This is a genomic window from Photobacterium kagoshimensis, from assembly GCF_050337045.1.
Taxonomy (GTDB): Bacteria; Pseudomonadota; Gammaproteobacteria; order Enterobacterales; family Vibrionaceae; genus Photobacterium; species Photobacterium kagoshimensis.
This window is the reverse complement of the sequence record NZ_JAKJSO010000019.1, coordinates 16361-34826: the sequence shown is the minus strand read 5'-3', so window position 1 is coordinate 34826 and position 18466 is coordinate 16361. Positions and strand designations below refer to the sequence as shown.

At 44.7% G+C, this 18466-nt stretch carries 17 protein-coding genes; 5 read left to right on the top strand and 12 right to left on the bottom strand.

Going from position 1 to position 18466, the window contains the following annotated elements; translation table 11 throughout:
• Positions 1-24: 24 nt before the first annotated feature.
• The 3 genes from parC (at position 25) to idi (ending at position 3817) form a co-directional block, all read left to right on the top strand.
• The gene (parC, locus tag L4C35_RS17660; RefSeq protein WP_428464130.1) at positions 25-2292 is read left to right on the top strand and encodes a DNA topoisomerase IV subunit A; all 2268 of its coding nucleotides are present in this window, start codon (positions 25-27) and stop codon (positions 2290-2292) included.
• Positions 2293-2455: 163 nt separating this feature from the next.
• Complete coding sequence (locus L4C35_RS17655; protein ID WP_428464129.1) at positions 2456-3178, top strand: 1-acylglycerol-3-phosphate O-acyltransferase; 723 nt, start codon at positions 2456-2458, stop codon at positions 3176-3178.
• Positions 3179-3280: 102 nt separating this feature from the next.
• The gene (gene idi / locus L4C35_RS17650) at positions 3281-3817 is read left to right on the top strand and encodes an isopentenyl-diphosphate Delta-isomerase (RefSeq protein ID WP_428464128.1); all 537 of its coding nucleotides are present in this window, start codon (positions 3281-3283) and stop codon (positions 3815-3817) included.
• Positions 3818-3874: 57 nt separating this feature from the next.
• Here the strand turns inward: idi and L4C35_RS17645 are convergent, their stop codons facing one another.
• The 10 genes from L4C35_RS17645 to L4C35_RS17600 all read right to left on the bottom strand — a co-directional run bounded on the left by L4C35_RS17645 (position 3875) and on the right by L4C35_RS17600 (position 14566).
• The gene (locus L4C35_RS17645) at positions 3875-4261 is read right to left on the bottom strand and encodes a Rid family detoxifying hydrolase (protein ID WP_048899471.1); all 387 of its coding nucleotides are present in this window, start codon (positions 4259-4261) and stop codon (positions 3875-3877) included.
• 153 nt (positions 4262-4414) lie between these two features.
• Positions 4415-4909 (bottom strand): arginine repressor, encoded by a 495-nt coding sequence (locus tag L4C35_RS17640; protein WP_084711813.1) that lies wholly within the window; start codon positions 4907-4909, stop codon positions 4415-4417.
• Between the two features lie 240 nt (positions 4910-5149).
• Entirely contained in the window at positions 5150-6184 is a 1035-nt protein-coding gene (locus L4C35_RS17635; RefSeq protein ID WP_428464127.1) for a S1 family peptidase, read from the bottom strand.
• Positions 6185-6400: 216 nt separating this feature from the next.
• Positions 6401-6865 (bottom strand): aspartate carbamoyltransferase regulatory subunit, encoded by a 465-nt coding sequence (pyrI, locus tag L4C35_RS17630; protein WP_048899472.1) that lies wholly within the window; start codon positions 6863-6865, stop codon positions 6401-6403.
• A gap of 16 nt (positions 6866-6881) precedes the next feature.
• Positions 6882-7811, bottom strand: a complete 930-nt coding sequence (gene pyrB, locus L4C35_RS17625) for an aspartate carbamoyltransferase (RefSeq protein WP_428464126.1) — start codon at positions 7809-7811, stop codon at positions 6882-6884.
• A 477-nt stretch (positions 7812-8288) separates the two neighbouring features.
• Positions 8289-9299 carry an ornithine carbamoyltransferase gene (gene argF, locus L4C35_RS17620; RefSeq protein WP_428464125.1) on the bottom strand — a complete coding sequence of 337 codons (1011 nt, stop codon included), beginning with the start codon at positions 9297-9299 and terminating at the stop codon, positions 8289-8291.
• Between the two features lie 124 nt (positions 9300-9423).
• Positions 9424-10335, bottom strand: coding sequence for a carbamate kinase (gene arcC, locus L4C35_RS17615; protein ID WP_062691832.1), 912 nt, complete (start codon positions 10333-10335; stop codon positions 9424-9426).
• 86 nt (positions 10336-10421) lie between these two features.
• Positions 10422-11642: an arginine deiminase gene (arcA, locus tag L4C35_RS17610; protein ID WP_428464124.1), complete on the bottom strand. Its 1221-nt coding sequence runs from the start codon at positions 11640-11642 to the stop codon at positions 10422-10424.
• 1091 nt (positions 11643-12733) lie between these two features.
• Positions 12734-14179, bottom strand: coding sequence for a YfcC family protein (locus L4C35_RS17605; RefSeq protein WP_428464123.1), 1446 nt, complete (start codon positions 14177-14179; stop codon positions 12734-12736).
• Between the two features lie 168 nt (positions 14180-14347).
• The gene (locus L4C35_RS17600) at positions 14348-14566 is read right to left on the bottom strand and encodes a hypothetical protein (RefSeq protein ID WP_428464122.1); all 219 of its coding nucleotides are present in this window, start codon (positions 14564-14566) and stop codon (positions 14348-14350) included.
• A 541-nt stretch (positions 14567-15107) separates the two neighbouring features.
• On the opposite strand from L4C35_RS17600, the gene rraB reads away from it, so the two are divergent.
• A complete protein-coding gene (gene rraB, locus L4C35_RS17595; RefSeq protein ID WP_048899478.1) occupies positions 15108-15509 on the top strand; it encodes a ribonuclease E inhibitor RraB in 402 nt (133 codons plus the stop codon).
• 81 nt (positions 15510-15590) lie between these two features.
• Here rraB and L4C35_RS17590 read toward each other — a convergent pair whose 3' ends face one another.
• Positions 15591-16496 carry a bifunctional helix-turn-helix transcriptional regulator/GNAT family N-acetyltransferase gene (locus L4C35_RS17590; protein ID WP_428464121.1) on the bottom strand — a complete coding sequence of 302 codons (906 nt, stop codon included), beginning with the start codon at positions 16494-16496 and terminating at the stop codon, positions 15591-15593.
• 435 nt (positions 16497-16931) lie between these two features.
• On the opposite strand from L4C35_RS17590, the gene L4C35_RS17585 reads away from it, so the two are divergent.
• On the top strand, positions 16932-17930 hold the full coding sequence (locus tag L4C35_RS17585) for a M48 family metallopeptidase (RefSeq protein WP_428464120.1): 999 nt from the start codon (positions 16932-16934) through the stop codon (positions 17928-17930).
• An 18-nt stretch (positions 17931-17948) separates the two neighbouring features.
• Here the strand turns inward: L4C35_RS17585 and L4C35_RS17580 are convergent, their stop codons facing one another.
• Positions 17949-18362: a DUF2061 domain-containing protein gene (locus L4C35_RS17580; protein WP_428464119.1), complete on the bottom strand. Its 414-nt coding sequence runs from the start codon at positions 18360-18362 to the stop codon at positions 17949-17951.
• Between the last annotated feature and the right edge of the window lie 104 nt (positions 18363-18466).

The window sequence follows — 18466 nt, the reverse complement described above, 5'->3', positions numbered from 1 at the left end:
TAAGATTGAAACGGATTACCGACGATGACTGATGTCTCAATGGACGGCGTTGAACAGCTTCCGCTAAGGAAGTTTACCGAAGACGCTTACCTCAATTATTCCATGTACGTAATCATGGATCGTGCTTTACCTTTCATAGGTGATGGCCTTAAGCCTGTACAGCGCCGTATTATTTACGCGATGTCAGAGCTGGGTTTATCGGCCACCGCTAAATACAAAAAATCGGCGCGTACCGTCGGTGATGTATTAGGTAAGTACCACCCGCATGGTGACTCGGCATGTTACGAAGCGATGGTATTAATGGCCCAGCCATTCTCATACCGTTACCCGCTAGTAGACGGCCAAGGTAACTGGGGTGCGCCGGATGATCCGAAATCTTTCGCTGCAATGCGTTATACCGAATCGCGCTTATCGCGTTTTTCTGAAGTACTGCTGGCAGAGCTAGGCCAAGGTACGGCAGATTGGGTGCCAAACTTTGATGGCACCATGAACGAACCAAAAATGCTGCCAGCACGTTTGCCTCATATTCTATTGAATGGTGTAACCGGTATTGCCGTGGGTATGGCAACCGATATTCCACCGCATAATGCCCGCGAAGTGGCGAATGCTGTGGTGCATTTGATTGATCACCCGAAAGCTGAACTTGATGAGCTAATGGGCTTTGTTCAAGGCCCTGATTACCCAACTGAAGCGGAAATTATTACGCCTAAGAGCGATTTGAGTAAGCTATACCGCACGGGTAAAGGCAGTATCAAAATGCGTGCGATCTGGCATAAAGAAAACAGTGAGATTGTCATCACTGCCTTGCCACATCAAACCTCTGGTGCGAAATTGCTTGAGCAAATCGCCAATCAGATGCGCGCTAAAAAGTTGCCGATGGTTGAAGACTTACGTGATGAGTCTGATCATGAAAACCCAACGCGTATCGTGATTGTACCGCGCTCTAACCGCATTGATTGCGATCAGTTGATGAATCACCTGTTTGCCTCGACCGATCTTGAGAAAAGCTTCCGTGTGAACTTGAACATGCTGGGTCTTGATGGACGTCCACAGGTCAAAGGGTTGGTAACAATCCTTGGCGAGTGGCTTGAATTCCGTCGCTCAACCGTGCGTCGTCGTCTGCAATACCGTTTAGACAAAGTGTTGGCTCGTCTTCATATTCTTGAAGGTTTACTTGCGGCTTACCTCAACATTGATGAAGTGATTGAGATTATCCGCACTGAAGAGAACCCTAAAGCTGAATTGATGTCGCGTTTTGATTTAAGCGCGATTCAAGCGGATGCGATTTTGGAAATCAAACTGCGTCAATTGGCGAAGTTAGAAGAAATCAAAATCCGTGCAGAGCAAGATGAGTTAGCCAAAGAGCGTGATTACCTAGAAAAACTACTGGGTTCTGAGCGTCGCTTAAACACCTTGATCAAAAAAGAGCTCATTGCCGATGCTGAAAAATATGGCGATGATCGCCGTTCACCTTTGGTTGAGCGTGAAGAAGCGAAAGCACTGACAGAGCGTGATTTGATCCCTAGTGAAATTATCACAGTGGTACTGTCAGATAAAGGTTGGATCCGTCATGCCAAAGGCCATGATGTTGACCCATCAACGCTGAGCTATAAATCGGGTGATAATTACTTAGCGCACGCGCGAGGTAAGAGTAACCAACCAGCTGTCTTCTTAGGGACTGACGGGCGTAGCTATGCGCTTGAGTCGCACTCATTACCATCGGCACGTAGTCAGGGGGAGCCAATTACCGGTCGCTTGAACTTGACGGCGGGCAGCCATGTACGCCAAGTGCTGATGTCTGAAGATGAGCAAATGTGGCTGATGAGTTCAGATGCGGGCTACGGCTTCATCTGTAAAGGCAGCGACATGGTATCGAAGAACCGTAATGGTAAAGCGCTACTTACTGTACCTGAAAGTGCTTTGGTGTTACCGCCACAACCGGTCACAGATCTTGATAGCGATGATGTATTGGTGATCACCAATGAAGGGCGCATGTTGATGTTCCCTGTCAAAGATTTACCACAGCTTAGCAAGGGTAAAGGTAATAAGATCATCAACATTCCAGCAGCTCGATCCAAAGCGCGTGAGGAAATGGTGGCACACATGATCATCTTGCCAGCCAATAGCCACATCACTCTGCATGCCGGTAAGCGAAAGCTTGGTTTGAAACCATCGGATTTGGATAATTTCCGCGGTGAGCGTGGTCGTCGTGGTGCGATGTTACCGCGTGGCTTGCAGCGCGTGACTGAGATGGAAATTTCAGCACCTGACGCCAATACCAGCGATGAGTAATATTGTGTACGGTGTAATACATCGCACCTAGCGACTCGTACTAGAACAGTCATAAAGCCCTCAGTGATGAGGGCTTTGTTTTTTCTGATTGATACTGAAAAGAAGGTGTAATTTCCTGTTGCCTAAGTATACTAGCGAACGCTTGTACGCTGAGGAGATATCAATGATATTGTTGTTCCGCATGATTGCCATGGCACTTTTTGCCGTACTCATGTTTGTATTTGGCTGTGGCTATTGCCTATTAAGCCCTCGTAATCCGACACACGTATATACCTGTGGCCGCCAATTTAGCAAAATGGCACGTATCTTAGGGATCAAACTTGAAGTTCGCTATGCTGATGGCGCTGAAGGTGTGGGCTCCAGCGTATATATAGCAAACCATCAAAATAACTACGATCTGTTTACTGTCTCTGGCGCTATCATGCCACGCACCGTGACGGTCGGTAAAAAGAGCTTGGTGTGGATGCCTTTGTTCGGTCAGCTGTACTGGATCACCGGTAATATTTTGATTGACCGTGCCAACCGCAGCAAAGCGGTCGGTACCATTGGCCAGATCGTTGAAAAGATCAAACAACGTAATGTATCGGTATGGATGTTCCCTGAAGGCACACGCTCTCGTGGTCGTGGTTTATTGCCATTTAAGACGGGGGCTTTTCATGCTGCTATTGGTGCAAATGTACCTGTGGTCCCTATTGTGTGTAGCTCGACGGAAAACGTGAAGCTGAACCGTTGGGATAATGGTGTCGTGATTGTTGAAGTTATGGCGCCAGTGTCGACTGACGGTTTGACCAAAGAAGATGTACGTGGCTTATCTGAGTCTTGTCGTAATCAAATGAAAGACAAGCTTGAACAGTTGAATGCTGAGGTTGCACAGCGCACCGCATAAGCTGTTTTGTCTCTGTACAATGAAAAGGATGAGCTTTTAGCTTGTCCTTTTTCTTTTGTTTTAAAATAAAAAATAGACGTAATGATTTGGTAAGGCTGTCGTATGAAAAAAGAGCAAGTGGTACTTGTGACACCAGCAGGTGAGCCGATTGGGTTACAAGAGAAAATGCAGGCACACTACGACGGTCAGTTGCACTTAGCATTCTCAGTACTCTTGTATCGCGATGGTCAAGAAGAGCGAGAGTATCTGCTGCATCAACGCGCGTTAGGGAAGTATCACAGTGGTGGGTTGTGGACCAATACTTGTTGTTCGCACCCTCGCCAAGGTGAGTCTTTTATTGCTGCGGCTATTCGCCGCCTTGATGAAGAGATGGGGATTACGGATTTTATCCCATTGCAAGACATCGCCACATTTTTATACCGTGCAGAGCTTGATAATGGCTTGATAGAGCACGAGCTCGATCATGTGCTTATTGCTAACTGTGGCCCAGTTAATATTAACCCGAGTGAGGATGAAGTGATGGCGTATCACTGGTGGCCTGAATCTGAGTTGGTTACCGCTTTAGCGGACAAGCCTGCTAATTTTACCGCGTGGTTTCCACAAGTGTGGCAACTTGTATTGGCGCATGTGACGCAATAGCTAATTAGACTTATAAAAAAAGCTGCCATCGGCAGCTTTTTTTATGAGTGTTGAGCATTACTTACGAACCGCAATTGCTTCAATTTCGATTTTCACGTCTTTAGGTAGACGAGCAACCTCAACACAAGAGCGCGCAGGGTAAGGGGCGTTGTGCTCATCAAAGAATGCACCATACACTTCATTAACCGCGGCAAAGTCGTTTAGATCTTTTACAAATACTGTCATTTTAACAATGTCAGCCACTTTAAGACCTGAAGATTCAACCACTGCTTTTACATTGTCTAGTGACTGACGAGCTTGCGCTGCAATGTCTTCTGCTACTTCGCCTGTTTCAGGGTTAACAGGGATCTGACCTGAAGTCAGTACCATGTTGCCTAGGTCAACACCTTGTACGTAAGGGCCAATTGCTGCTGGTGCTTGTTCGGTGTGTAGAACTTGAGTCATTGAAAATCCTTAAATAAGTATCAAAGTAAATACCAAGCGGCATGCCATCATGCTGCACTCACCGTTAGGCTGCTTGGTATTGAGCAGTTGAGAGTCTAGAGGCTAGCAACTCTCACTGCTTGAGGTCAAAGATTTTCAATCGAGAAAGGTAATTTAGGCAGGGATCCCTAAACGTGTTTTGACCACTTTCTCACACTCATCAATGCGATTGATGTCTTTCGGTGCCACCATCACGGTATCGTTGCCACCAACGGTACCTAGAATTTCAGCATGTGGCTGGACATCAATTAAGCGCGCTACCAATTGTGCACCACCTGGGTGTGTTTTTACCACCACGACAAGTTGGTTATGAGTGATAAATTCAATCTGTGATGCGATTGAAGAACCCACTTGTACTGGTTCGTTTTCAACCGTTAAGCAATAGACCTTTTTGCCATAGGCATTAGGTACTTTGGCTACGCCCATACGTGAAAGCAGGCGTGACACGGTTGATTGGCTGACATCGGTATAACCCATGTCGATCAAGCTTTGGCGAATATCATCTTGGGTAGAAAAGCTTTGCTGCTGCAATAGACGCTTACATGCTGTCATGATGTCTTCGTCAGATGCACTCAACTCTAGCGCGCCGTGTAATTCGTATCCATTCACGGGCAACTCCTTTTTATTTTAGTAGGTACAAAGATCGTATCTTGTAGCTATTCAGCGCAGAGCGTTTGTCTGTTGGTGTAGCAAGGTCAACAGCATTAGCGAGCTGAATCGTTACTTTTATTTGTTATGGGATTTTGTGTGCCAGATTATTCAAGCCTTGCATAATCTTGCACAAGAATCATACCAGTAAGATCGTATCGTTTGTTTGACCCTAGTCACCAAAATAATGAACTGGTTGCACTACCAATAGGTAGGTTGAAATCCTATTTCATTCATTAGCTTATTGTTTGTCTTTGGGAATGCTTTTATTTGTTCTTTTTGTGGTTTATCTCCCTGTTTTTGTTGTGAATTAGTGGTTGTTCTTTGACTGTCGTGAGCCCCTGTTATTTGTGGTGTCAGCACGCTGGGTGACGAAGAGGTGCGCGACGAAGCTAAAGGGTGTTGTACGACGGCGTAATGATTGAAAACAGAGACGGTGGCGCTGGTGTTTTCTTCATCATTATGTATTTGATTGAGTGTTGGTTGACGAGTGGTTGCGGTTAGTTCTGCACGATTTCCTCGCAATTCGTGAGGGGTATTAATGTGTTTGATATAGGGCGCGACTTGAATGTTGGCAAGATCTGGGCTGGCGTAGGCGGTATCAACGCCTAATTGGGTTAACCAATCAAAGATTAACGTTGCAGGAACAAATTGGGTATACCGTTCTGCTTGTCGTAAATTTTGGATATCTTCTGGGTTATCGAGGATCGCAACAGTGATCCCAACGATTTGCCCTTGTGCATTAAAAACAGGGCCGCCGCTCATGCCTGACATACTCGGGGCATCACTTAACGAATATAAGCACTTACTGTTGGTATCGAGTACGTCTTGTAAGTATTTGCCTTCGCCTTTTATCGTGGTGCCTAGTAGCGAGTGTCCTTGGTGACTGACTGCTTGATCGGGATAGATCAGCCCCCATTGTGGGATAGCTTCTGCCGAGGTACGTGAGCGCACTAACGATAAATCACAATAGGGGTGATGAATAACATCAAGATCCCACGACAGCTGTGCAACATGTTTGGCGGTGATGTGATATTGCTCGTTGATGGGCACCGAAGAGCCAAAGCCTCCCAGCAACATAGGGACACCGATCACCACCATGTTATTGGCTTCATGTGAGTGAGTATGTTCGACGCTGCCATTGCTCGCGATACACTGTGTTAACGAGATCGCCAAGAGTGTGGTAAGCAAGACTTTGCCGTAATGTTTGATTGTAGGTGAAGTTAACTGTGCCATTGCCGTACGCCTATAAATTATTGTTATGGGCAGCCAGCACGTAAAGACGAGATGTTGATGTTATCGTGGGCTGCTTTTAACAAACTAGCCATAGCGACAAAGTGGCGTTGCGGTAGAAATGAGAATAAAAAAGCCTGCTCATTTGTGAGCAGGCTTTCTTGTTATTTGAGCACCAAAGCCAAGTCTTAATACAAGGCTTAGCGATGCAAAAATGTCTTAGCGGCGTTCAGTCATGATTTCACGTGAGAATACTTTCTCGCAGTATTTACACTTAAGCTGAACGTCTTCATTTTTATTAATCACTTTAAAGCTGCTATCAACAGGCTCACCGTGAGTAATACAGTTGCTGTTCGGACACTCGAAAATCGCATTGATTTGCTCTGGCAGTGTCAGGCTTAGTTTCTTCGCGACTTCGTAGTTTTCGATTTGGTTAACCGTTGCTTTCGGTGCGTACATCGCAAGCTGGTTTGCTTGGTCTTCACTGATAAAGACGTTTTCGATTTTAATTAAATCTTTTGCACCCTGTGCCGAAGACGGCAGGTTTAAGCCAACAGTGACACGTTGGTTAGTTTTGTGCATTTGAAACAATTTAAGAATCTTAATGCCAACGTTCGCAGGAATGTGATCGATAACAGTACCGTTCTTAATTGCTTCAACCTGTAGTTGAGTTTCTTTAGTCATGACTGCGCTCTCCTGCTTAAAGTTGTTCGTTTAGTACAAGTGCCAGTAGGGCTTCACGGGCGTAAACCCCATTCTCTGCTTGCTCGAAGTAGTAAGCATGCTTCGTTTTGTCGACATCGACTGTGATTTCATCCACACGTGGTAGTGGGTGCAGTACTTTCAGGTTGTCGCGCGCTTCGGTCAGCATAGGTGCTGTTAGGATGTAAGCCGCTTTCATGTGCGCGTATTCAGATTCGTCGAAACGCTCTTTTTGTACACGAGTCATGTAAAGCACGTCTAGCTCAGGAATTACTTCTTCCATGGTGGCGTGCAGGCTGTAGTTGATACCGGCTTCATCTAATTCTTCGCAGATGTAATCAGGCATCGCTAGGATTTCTGGTGCCACGAAGAAGAAGTTGATGTTATCGAACTTCGATAGTGCTTGTGTTAGTGAGTGTACGGTACGGCCGTATTTTAAATCACCGACGAACGCGACGTTAAGATTGTCTAGGCGCCCTTGGGTTTCGAAGATAGAGAACAGGTCTAGCAAGGTTTGTGTTGGGTGTTGGTTAGCACCGTCACCGCCATTAACGATAGGCACACCGTTTGAAAACTCAGAGGCTAGACGTGCAGCGCCTTCTTGTGGGTGGCGCATGACGAAAGCGTCAACGTATGAAGAAATCACTTGTACTGAGTCAGCCAGCGTTTCACCTTTTTTCGCTAGCGATGTATTACCACCGTTATCGAAACCAATTACTGTGCCACCTAGGCGCTGTACTGCCGTTTCAAATGATAGGCGAGTACGGGTTGATGGTTCAAAGAAGCAGCTAGCAACGACTTTATTTTTCAGTAGTTCTGGATTTGGCTCTGCTTTCAATTTACCAGCCGTTTCAACAATCAGTTCTAGTTCACTGCGGTTTAATTCCGGTATGGAAATGATGTGCTTTTGGAACAGCGAATTCGCCATGGCTCTCTTCCCTTCTGTTGATTCAATATACGAACGAAACACTGTCTGCTCTCTTTCTTAGTAAAAAACAGACAAAAAAAAGCCCCCTTAAAAAAGGAGGCTCTTTTTATAAAAAACAGAAATAATGAAAAACGCAACTAACGCCATTTTTCGGCGCGTCTTTAGCAAATTTTGCTGAAGGATAGTCATCATTTTCCATCTCTGTTTAGACAAATTGCGAAGGATTATACGCCCATTTTTTGCGAGCGCAAGCGTTTGCGTAAACTATTCATTTAATGGGAGTTTATGCATATTTTGCTGCATATTTTTCATGGGTGGGTGAGGGGGTAACTTGCTGAAAATTTAGCTTTTTTGGAGGGGGACATTCAGTGCGGCTATGCAGTTTTACCGTACCATAAATGCAAATGCCAACCCGAAGGTTGGCATTAATTATAAGAGCTTTACTATTCGTTCAGAATAAAAACTCAAGAGAGTCGATTACTGACCTAGTGTTGCAACCATGATTGCTTTGATGGTGTGCATACGGTTTTCAGCTTCGTCGAATACGATAGAGTGCTTAGACTCAACCACTTCATCTGTCACTTCTACGCCGTCTTTAAGCATAGGGTATTCTTGAGCTAGTTCTTTACCAACTACAGTGTCTTCACCGTGGAATGCAGGTAGGCAGTGCATGAATTTAACATGTGGGTTGCCAGTTGCTTTGATCATGTCCATGTTTACTTGGTAAGGCATCATTAGGTCGATACGTGCAGCCCAAGCTTCTTTCGCTTCACCCATAGATACCCATACGTCAGTGTATAGGAAGTCACAACCTTTAACGCCTTCTTGAACGTCTTCAGTCATTGTGATTTTAGCGCCAGTTTCTTCAGCGATTTCACGACACTGAGCAACAAGTGCTTCTTCAGGCCAGAATGCTTTAGGAGCAACTAGACGGATGTCCATACCCATTTTAGCAGCACCAACCATTAGTGAGTTACCCATGTTGTTGCGAGCGTCACCTAGGTAAGCGAAAGTCATTTCGTGTAGTTGCTTGCCACGACCATGCTCTTGCATAGTTAGGAAGTCAGCTAGGATTTGAGTTGGGTGGAATTCGTCAGTTAGACCATTCCATACTGGAACACCAGCGTATGCGCCTAGGTCTTCAACGATGTCTTGACCGAAGCCACGGTATTCAATGCCATCGTACATACGGCCAAGAACACGTGCTGTATCTTTCATTGATTCTTTGTAACCGATTTGAGAACCAGATGGGCCTAAGTAAGTTACGTTAGCGCCTTGGTCGTATGCAGCAACTTCAAATGCACAGCGAGTACGAGTTGACGCTTTTTCAAAGATAAGCGCAATGTTTTTACCCGTTAGGCGAGGCTGCTCGTAACCGTTGTATTTCGCTTTTTTCAACTCAGCGGCTAGTTCTAGCATGTGTTGAATTTCACGTGGAGTGAAGTCTAGTAATTTTAGGAAGTTACGGTTGCGAAGATTAAAAGCCATGATGATTTCCTTTTAAGAATCGGTATCTCTCTGCCGACAGCGGCCGAGTAATTGGCGGTTACGCTGTCGGTAAGTAGTATCTATTGTTTATCGTATTATTGGGTTTTTGTGAATAACTATTTTGTTATTCTGAAATAATATTCGTACCAGCTTCACCTTTCAGGATGCGTAGGCCGTCTTCTAGAGCGCCGATACCTACTAATTTGCCACCTTGATTGATGAATTCACATGACGCTTCGATTTTCGGTCCCATAGAACCTGCATCAAATTCGTAATTCGCTAATTCTGCTGGAGTAGTGCTGCTCAATGCTTTTTGCGTTGGCTTGCCCCAATCCAGGAATACCGCTTGTGCATCTGTCAGAATCAACAGTGCATCAGCTTCAAGTTGTTTCGCTAGGAAGGCTGCTGACATGTCTTTGTCGATTACAGCTTCTACGCCAACTAATTTACCGTCGACTTTCTTCACTGGGATACCGCCACCACCAGTACAGATTACAAGGTGACCTTGTTTAATCAGTGCTGTGATTGCATCGTCTTCTACGATACCGGTTGGTTGTGGGCTTGGTACTACGCGACGGAAGTATTCGCCGTCAGGTTTTACTGTCCAGTGGTATTTTTCTGCTAGTTCACGCGCTTCGGCTTCTTGGTATACAGGGCCGATAGGTTTTGTTGGGTCGATAAATGCTGGATCCGCTGGATCTACAGTCATTTGCGTCAACATGCATGAAACGTGTTGTTCTGGTAGTAGGTTTTTCAGCTCTTGCATCAGCATGTAGCCGATCATGCCTTGTGTTTCTGAACCTAGTACATCTAGTGGGTATGGATTTACAGCTTTGTATTCCAAACCTTGAAGTGCTAGTAGACCAACTTGTGGGCCGTTACCGTGTACTAACACCACGTTGTATTCTTCTGCGATAGCCGCGATAGTTTGTGCAGCTTTTGCGATATTGATTCGTTGGGTTGAAGCCTCTAATGGCTCACCGCGACGAAGTAGTGCGTTACCACCCAATGCAACAACAACAGTTTGCTTAGTCATGGGATTATTCTCTCTTGGTTTTAAAGTGGTTAGCCGATAGCGTTACCGGCTAACCGTCTGAGCATTGTCTAGTGAAAGACTATTGCTTAGATGCCGTCACGTTCGATTGGGCAGCTCATGCAGCGTGCGCCACCGCGACCACGACCCAGTTGGTCTCCAGGGATTGGAAGAACTGTGATACCAGCTTTGTCGTATTTTTCGTTGGTGTAAGTGTTACCTTCGTAACCAACAACAACACCAGGTTTAACAGTTAATACGTTGTTCGCATCATTCCACTGCTCACGTTCTGCTTCGAAGCTATCACCACCAGTTGTGATTAGGTTTAGTTTATCTACGCCTAGTGCTTTCTCGATTGCAGTTACGAAGTAACCTTCTTCTTTAATCTTAACAGCGCCAGACTCGTCACCTGTTAGGCTCCAGCATTGAACGTCTTTACGTACAACTTCTGGGTATACAGAGAATGTATCTTCACGCATGTGAGTCATTACTGTATCAAGGTGCATGCAAGAGCGGTGCTTAGGTAGTTGCATCGCGATAACTTGTTTCGCTTCGCCGTGTTTGAATAGGCTAGATGCTAGTTGCTCAACACCTTGTGCTGTTGTGCGCTCAGACATACCGATAAGAACTGCGCCTTTACCGATAACTAGAACGTCGCCGCCTTCAATTGTAGAGTTGTCGTAGATTTTCTCTTCGTCGCCGAAGTATTTAACGAAATCTGCGCCAGCGAAGGTTGGGTGCCAACGGTAGATTGCACGAACGTGGTTTGTTTCACGTTGACGAGCAGGCTTAGCCATTGGGTTGATTGAAACACCGCCGTATACCCAGCAAGATGTGTCGCGAGTAAATAGGTGGTTTGGTAATGGTTCAATGATGAAATCATTTGATGCGTGTAGGCCTTGCATCATTGAAGAAGATTTAATTGGTAGCTCAGCGTAGCTTAGGCCGCCTAGAAGAATAGAAGACAATTCTTTGCTAGGAAGGTCAGCTAGGAAGCAGCGAACGTCATTTGCGAATGCTGGACCTAAGCGGTAGTCAGAGATTTGCGTGTTAAGAAGCCATTCTTTCGCTTCTGGCACTTCTAGCGTATCTGCTAGTAGGTCACCAAGAAGCATTACTTCAACACCTTGCTCACGTAGTGTGTTAGCAAATACGTCGTGTTCTTGGCCAGCGCGCTCAACCGCTAATACATCATCAAATAGTAGATCGTGACAGTTTGATGGAGTTAGGTGAGTCAGCGCACGTTCTGGACGGTGAATTAGAACGCGGCGTAGTTGACCTATTTCAGAACCTACGTAGAACTTACTCATGATCGTATCTCTCTATTTAATATGCCAACTAAATCCGGTTGGCTTTATTTATTTTATGGCGGGGAAACCAACGTTTGTTTATTTCCCTGCTCTCCTTTGTTGTGAATCATTCTACTCTTAACGGGGTATTAGTCTTAGAGGTTTGTCACACTTTATATAATAACAAAATAACTTATCTCGCTATTTTTTTAACATTTTCAATGCATTTGTTATTAGTTTTCATGGCTGGGAATTTATGTTGTTTAAGTGGGTTTATGCACGTCTTTGTTGTTTTATCTTGTTGTTTCTTATGTGTTTTGGTTTTTTTGTGGAGACTTTATGCATTTTTTATGTCGAAGGTTTGATGCTTAAAATACAATCTTATGCACATAAAATGGCTGTCTATCTAAAAAACATGGGTTTGTTAATCTGTTGGTAACAAAACTTTTTCTTTTAATTTGATCTAAAACTGTTTTTGTAATTTTAAAACATTCTGTAAATAGCTTTAATTTACTCTGTTTATATTGATTGTTATTAATATTGCGAGGGCTGCTTTCTACTAGGTCGGTAATATTGCTGTCATGATGATGTAAGTAAATATTAATACTGCCACAGTTGGTTGTTTTATTTTGTGGTGTATAAGTTGCCGTTTTTGGTAATTATTTATTACAACGACTATTTAAAAGCAGAGCATTAATTTCTCGTGTGAGGATAATTATGTAATAGCAGCATTGGTTGTGAGGGGATTAAATAGGAACGGGGCTTACTCTTGTGAGTTAGATAGTGTATTGCGAACGCCAAATGGTAGGGCTATTGGTTAATAGGAGCTCAGGAAAGCAGGCCTTCAGATAAGTAGAATTGTAGGCAAATAAGTCTGTAAGTCAGTAGGGCTATAGATTAATTGCCCTCAGCAAAATAGTGCTACCGCAGAAGGGGGGAAAGGAAGCTAACAGGACGCTGACCTAGGCGGCGTTATGGGCATGATAACGAGTAGTGATGTCATGGTGATGCAAAGATGGCAAAGAAGCGGGGAGGGAGGCATAAAATGGAGGGGGTTATAAAAAAACCGCCCGAAGGCGGTTTGGAGGGGATGAAGATAAAGCCAGTATTGCTTAAAGGATTGCGCCCACACTTAGCATAATCATGATAAGTACAGTTAGCATACCTAGTAGCGGTGCTACCCATTTTACCCAGCGAACGTAAGGAACGCGTGCGATAGCCAGACCACCCATAACAACCGCAGATGTTGGGGTCATTAGGTTTACAATACCTGATGCAGATTGGTAAGCCGTTACTACTAGGTCACGACTCACGCCTGCGAAGTCAGCAAGTGGTGCCATGATAGGCATGGTTAGTACAGCTAGACCAGATGAAGAAGGTACTAGGAATGAAAGAACGATTTCTAACCAGTACATTACGTTGATGAACACGATAGAAGACAGACCTGTTACAGCACTTTCAGCTGCGAACAGAATTGTATCTGTGATCATACCGCGGTCCATGATTACCACGATACCACGTGCGATACCGATGATAAGTGCAACACCAAGTAGGTCACGTGCGCCATCGATAAAGCTTGACGTGAATTCTTCTTCGCTCATGCGAGCAATCAGACCAATGATGATTGTTGACGCTAGGAACATGCCTGAAATTTCAGCCATCCACCAACCCGCAACAGATACACCGTAAATCATGATACCGAATGATGCAGCGAAGATAGCAAGAATGATTTTACGTGTTGTAGTGAACTCCAACATTTCGCCAGACTGGTTGCCTAGGAAGTGTGCTTTGTTCTCTTCGTATTTGTCGTAAACGATAGATTTAGTTTTGTCAGCACGAACCATTTTTGCATAACGCATTACGTAGCCAACACAAATTACCCAACCGATAGCCAGCATAGCAACACGAAGCATGATGCCGTCTGTGAATGGGATACCCGCGGCGTTTGCTGCGATTACTGTTGCGAATGGGTTAATGGTTGAACCAAGCGTACCGATACCAGCGCCAAGTAGTACAGTTGCTGCTGCTACGACTGGGTCAAAGCGTGCCGCCATCATTACTGGAACAAGTAGGGTGTAGAAAGGTAGTGACTCTTCCGCCATACCGTAGATAGTACCGCCCGCAGCAAACAATGCCATCAGGATAGGTATCATCATTTCTTCTCGCCCTTGTAAGCGAGCAGTTACACGTTCGATACCCGCATCGATAGCACCTGTTTTAGTCACTAGACCAAGGAAGCCACCGATAACAAGAATGAATAGTGAAACATCGATTGCAGCAGCTTCGTAAGTATTGTGATCGTAGAAGCCATCAATCGGTGCGATAAGTACATCAATAACGCCTTGAGGGTTACTATCTACTGCGTGGTAGGTGCCCGTTACTGGCACTTCTTTGCCAAGATCTTCATTCATTACGCGCTCATACTGACCCGCTGGAACAATCCAGGTTAACAGTGCGACAAACGCAATGAGGCCGAACAGGATGGTGTAGGCAGAAGGGAATTTAAAGTTGGCAAAGAAGCCGCCTTTCTCTTCTTGTTGTACCGTTTGAGTCGTCATTTTTATCTCCTTGCACCCATATTTGTGGTGGTGTATGGGTGTGATCCAGTACGCCGAACAATGATGTAGGCGCAAAAGGGCTCCCTGAACAGTAGCGTTCAGTAAAACGTGTTATTGGAAGTTAGCTTGGTGTGTGTTGTTACACACAACCACGTTTGCTTGAGTTACTTAATTGGGTAACGTCGAAGCGAAATGGTTATCGGCTATTGAAGTTATGACTTTGGGCGCGTAACGCTCAGTCACCCCTTTATCGTTAACCAATACCTCGAAAGGCAACGGCACACTATGGTCAGAGTGGGTGAATGGAGTGAGCGCTCTTCGAGAACGGTGGAGTTGACTTCGTCGACGGACGTTGCGTGCTCCTGTATCGATAGTGAACTTACTCATGATCGTATCTCTCTTTATTTTATATAGTGCCCGGTTGGTTGTTGCCACCGAGTCATATCTCTTTGGACGCAGTGATTGTAATCTGCTACTAAATAGGTAACTTTGCAGCCGTTCACACTTTTCCAGAAGGCCATTTTGGCGGAAATAACCACACACTTTGTGTGTTGGGGTATTTCCCATTAATTAATGGATGAATATGTTTTTTGGTGTTGTGCTATAAGAGGGTAAATATTCATCAGAATGTTAATTTTTAGCCTAAAGACCGCATAAAACCGATAAATTATGCCTAGGTTTTATAACATCTCCGTTTTCTTATGCGTTTTTTCTTTTTAATTACGCATTCACTGGTTTGGGGTGTTTTGCATAAGTTGAAACTTTATTCACTCGTTAAATTGGGACTTAGGCGGCTTAGTGCAATAATAAATCGACAATATTTTTGATTAAAATCAATTTTACCTTCTCGTAACATTAACAGGATGGTAATTCGTCTAAATCCATGCGATATTTGCCAGCAAATTTATTCCATAGTTGGAGTTACCCCATGTCTTATGCAGAACTGATTGAAGAGCAGAAGGAAGAGACTCGCGAAATTATTGCCGCTATCTTAGAAGATGGCAGCGAGCCTGAAGCGCTTTACACTATTGAGCACCACTTTTCAGCAGATACGTTTGAAGAGCTTGAAGCAGCGGCTGTAGAAGCATTCAAGATGGGCTACGAGGTGATGGAAGCAGAAGAACTTGAACTGGCGCCTGAAGATGGTGGTGGTAAAGTTGTTTGTTTTGATGCCGTAATGGAATCAGCACTAAAAGTAGAACTAATTGACGAACAAGCTGAAAAAATGATTCAGCTTGCTGAAAAACACAACATTGATTACGACGGCTGGGGTACATACTTCGAGTCGGGTGAAGATGAAGACGAAGACGGTGAAGACGACGACGAGTAATCGCGTTTTGCTGTTCTAAGTATGAAAAGTCGGCTTATTGGCCGACTTTTTTATACCTGAAATTAATGATGTTAATAATGGCTAGAAGGTTTTTAGCATTCGGACTTCGCAGGCATCATGCCCGGTATTGCCTAACGCATGCGGAATAACAACAAACCCCAATGACTGATACAAGGCAATGGCTTCTTTGAGGTTGGCCGTAGTTTCTAAGTAGCAGCCGTTATAGCCTTGTTCTCGGGCAAATTTCAGCGCTTTCACTGCCAACATGCGCGCGAGTCCTTTACCGCGTAATTGCGGCAGAAAGTACATTTTTTGTAATTCGCACAAATTGTCTGAGCCAGCCAGTGGCGCGACACCACCACCGCCTAAAATCCGTTGATCTTGCTCGATCACCCAGTAATGACTTTTAGCCTCGGCATAGACGCGGTGCATGCTATCCAATGTCGGATCGGCGACGCCATACCCTTTATCTTCGGTTAAACCATATTCCGCTGATACGCGGCGAATAACAGCAGCTACCGAAGGATCATCACTCGGTGTGAGCGAGCGTACAATAACGTCTTGCTGTTTATCTACCGCGCTAATTGAACGTGAATAGCGATGTAAGCTGCTTTCAAGCTGATTAATTTCATCGCAGTCCATTTGATCTAAAATACCTTGCACCTGCTGATTCAATTGTTGGTGCAGCGCCGTGAGTGTTTGCTGGCCTGCTGTTGTGAGTTGTGACAACTGGCTACGTTTGTCATCTGGATTACTGGTTGCTTGTACTAACCCGAGATTCAACAAAATGGCGAGAGTACGGCTTGCATTGGATTTATCAACATTGAGTTTTTCAGCCATCTGACTAACAGTACAAGGCGTTTTTTCTAGTTCTATCAGCGTATGTGCTTGAACGGGAGTGAGTTTGAATGAGCCGCAATGGCTATCAAGCATCCCTAACTGGCGAACAAGTTGTCGTGATAACTGACGAAGATGTTGTGGTTGCATAAACCTTCCCTTGTTGGTTGCGATATACAACCAAATTTAATTGCGCACCGCAACCATGTCAATATTTGTTCGCTTATGCCTTTTATTTTCCATTATCGACAAACATCGAGATCTATCTTCCAATATTACCGATAAGCACTTATTAGCGGGTTATAGGGTGTCATTATTCAGATCTGGTTTTTTATTTTTAAACGTTGTTAGCTCAGCAGATAATGTGGCGATGTGCAGACAATTTACTGATATTTCAATCAGATGACTTGTCGAAATTCGCTGCAGGACAACGCATAGAGAGACGAAGCGGGCTGTGAATAGTGAGAATAGAGTTCGGGTTGATGATGGCCAAGTCCGTGAACTTAGTCGTGATTGGATTATGAATATACCACAGGCAGTAAGCATGTTTGAGGTTGAAGGCTGTGACTCTAAAAGGGGGACGAGATGATCATCAGAGGCTTTTGCCATCCTCCACGTAGTACTGAAAAGCAGGCGGCGAGTGTGATGCTATTGTCTGAAGGGCGGCTTCAGTTAAGCACAGCTCAAGGGCATCATGTCATGCCATTAGAGGTGGTGAATATCAGTGAACCCTTGGGGCGTTTACCTATCCGCCTTGCTTTTCCTGATGGCTCGCAATTCATACCTTACAACTCTTTATTGTTGGAAGGGGTGTTGAAAGCAAGAAAACGGACCTGGTTACACTGGATTGAGCGTTACCTTCCTATTATCGCGAGTGGATTAGTGCTGATGGGGCTGTTATTTGCTTTGTTTTTTACTCATGGTCTACCGTGGTTGACCAGTGGTATTGTTAAAGCTTTGCCTCAGGATATCTCTGTTCGAGTGGGCCAGCATGTGTTGCAGACACTTGATGAAAAGGCTTTGGCCCCGACAGAATTGAGTATGGTGCAGCAAGCGCTAATGAAACAACGGTTTCAAACTATGGTGGCACAATTACCGCCTATGCCCGTTAAACCACAGCTCCGTTTTCGTCGTTGGCACGCAAGACCCAATGCGCTAGCGTTGAGTGATGGCTCAATTGTGGTATTTGATGCCTTGGTTACATTAGCGAAAACCCCAGAGCAACTAGACAGCATCTTGCTACATGAACTGGGGCATATTCAGCACCAGCATGTGATGAAATCGATAGTGCGGTCGACGTTACTTTCAACATCCGTTGCGCTATTAACGGATGATCATGCTGAACTGATTGATACTTTTAACGGCTCGGGCGTGTTTTTTGTGATGCAAGGCTATTCACGAAAGGCCGAGTTGGAAGCCGATGAATTTGCGGTAAGGTCGATGCTGGATTTATATGGCACAACAGAACCCATGCAGCAAATGTTACAGCTTTTTATGACGCCGAATGGCCTCGCGAATGAGTTACCAGAGTGGATCAATACTCATCCTGCACTCGAAACTCGGGTGGAAAGGTTGGGCGAGTAATTCATATTGATGAAAAGCTTAGTGTTGGCAAAGCATTATTTCGAAGAGGTTAGACGTTGGTTGGCTCTGCTTTTGCTCTTTGTTCTGCCATACACGTTCATGAAAATAGTAGGCTAGGGTATTGATAGCAGGCTCAATCATTGCCATCACGCTACCGATCAAGATATCGCCTGTTAATAGGTAAACCACGGTGAAGGCAACGGTGAAGTGAACAACAGCGAAGCTGATCGTTTTACTTGCAGGCGCACTGTAATGAGACTGTTTAAGCGCCTTGGTTTGCCATGCTTTTTCATGGAAGTAAAACGCCACCGTGTTAACCATAGGTTCGATCATCGCAATCAGGCTACCGATCAAAATGTCACCTGTCAGTAGGTAAGCAACAGTAAAGGCAACGGTAAAGTGAATTGCGGCAAAGCTAATGGTCTTTTTCATGGTGGTGTCCTCATTCTTTATGCCGTCATTATTTCCTTTTTACTTTCATAGTTAAATTCGATTGTTTTTATTGTTTTGATAGCTAGTGGCTATTGATTTAAAGT

What these genes read in the sequence shown, in the direction of transcription:
- parC (WP_428464130.1), top strand. Translation starts at nt 25, where the DNA reads ATGACTGATGTCTCAATGGACGGCGTTGAACAGCTTCCGCTAAGGAAG.
- L4C35_RS17655 (WP_428464129.1), top strand. Translation starts at nt 2,456, where the DNA reads ATGATATTGTTGTTCCGCATGATTGCCATGGCACTTTTTGCCGTACTC.
- idi (WP_428464128.1), top strand. Translation starts at nt 3,281, where the DNA reads ATGAAAAAAGAGCAAGTGGTACTTGTGACACCAGCAGGTGAGCCGATT.
- L4C35_RS17645 (WP_048899471.1), bottom strand. Translation starts at nt 4,261, where the DNA reads ATGACTCAAGTTCTACACACCGAACAAGCACCAGCAGCAATTGGCCCT.
- L4C35_RS17635 (WP_428464127.1), bottom strand. Translation starts at nt 6,184, where the DNA reads ATGGCACAGTTAACTTCACCTACAATCAAACATTACGGCAAAGTCTTG.
- pyrI (WP_048899472.1), bottom strand. Translation starts at nt 6,865, where the DNA reads ATGACTAAAGAAACTCAACTACAGGTTGAAGCAATTAAGAACGGTACT.
- pyrB (WP_428464126.1), bottom strand. Translation starts at nt 7,811, where the DNA reads ATGGCGAATTCGCTGTTCCAAAAGCACATCATTTCCATACCGGAATTA.
- argF (WP_428464125.1), bottom strand. Translation starts at nt 9,299, where the DNA reads ATGGCTTTTAATCTTCGCAACCGTAACTTCCTAAAATTACTAGACTTC.
- arcC (WP_062691832.1), bottom strand. Translation starts at nt 10,335, where the DNA reads ATGACTAAGCAAACTGTTGTTGTTGCATTGGGTGGTAACGCACTACTT.
- arcA (WP_428464124.1), bottom strand. Translation starts at nt 11,642, where the DNA reads ATGAGTAAGTTCTACGTAGGTTCTGAAATAGGTCAACTACGCCGCGTT.
- L4C35_RS17605 (WP_428464123.1), bottom strand. Translation starts at nt 14,179, where the DNA reads ATGACGACTCAAACGGTACAACAAGAAGAGAAAGGCGGCTTCTTTGCC.
- L4C35_RS17600 (WP_428464122.1), bottom strand. Translation starts at nt 14,566, where the DNA reads ATGAGTAAGTTCACTATCGATACAGGAGCACGCAACGTCCGTCGACGA.
- rraB (WP_048899478.1), top strand. Translation starts at nt 15,108, where the DNA reads ATGTCTTATGCAGAACTGATTGAAGAGCAGAAGGAAGAGACTCGCGAA.
- L4C35_RS17590 (WP_428464121.1), bottom strand. Translation starts at nt 16,496, where the DNA reads ATGCAACCACAACATCTTCGTCAGTTATCACGACAACTTGTTCGCCAG.
- L4C35_RS17585 (WP_428464120.1), top strand. Translation starts at nt 16,932, where the DNA reads ATGATCATCAGAGGCTTTTGCCATCCTCCACGTAGTACTGAAAAGCAG.
- L4C35_RS17580 (WP_428464119.1), bottom strand. Translation starts at nt 18,362, where the DNA reads ATGAAAAAGACCATTAGCTTTGCCGCAATTCACTTTACCGTTGCCTTT.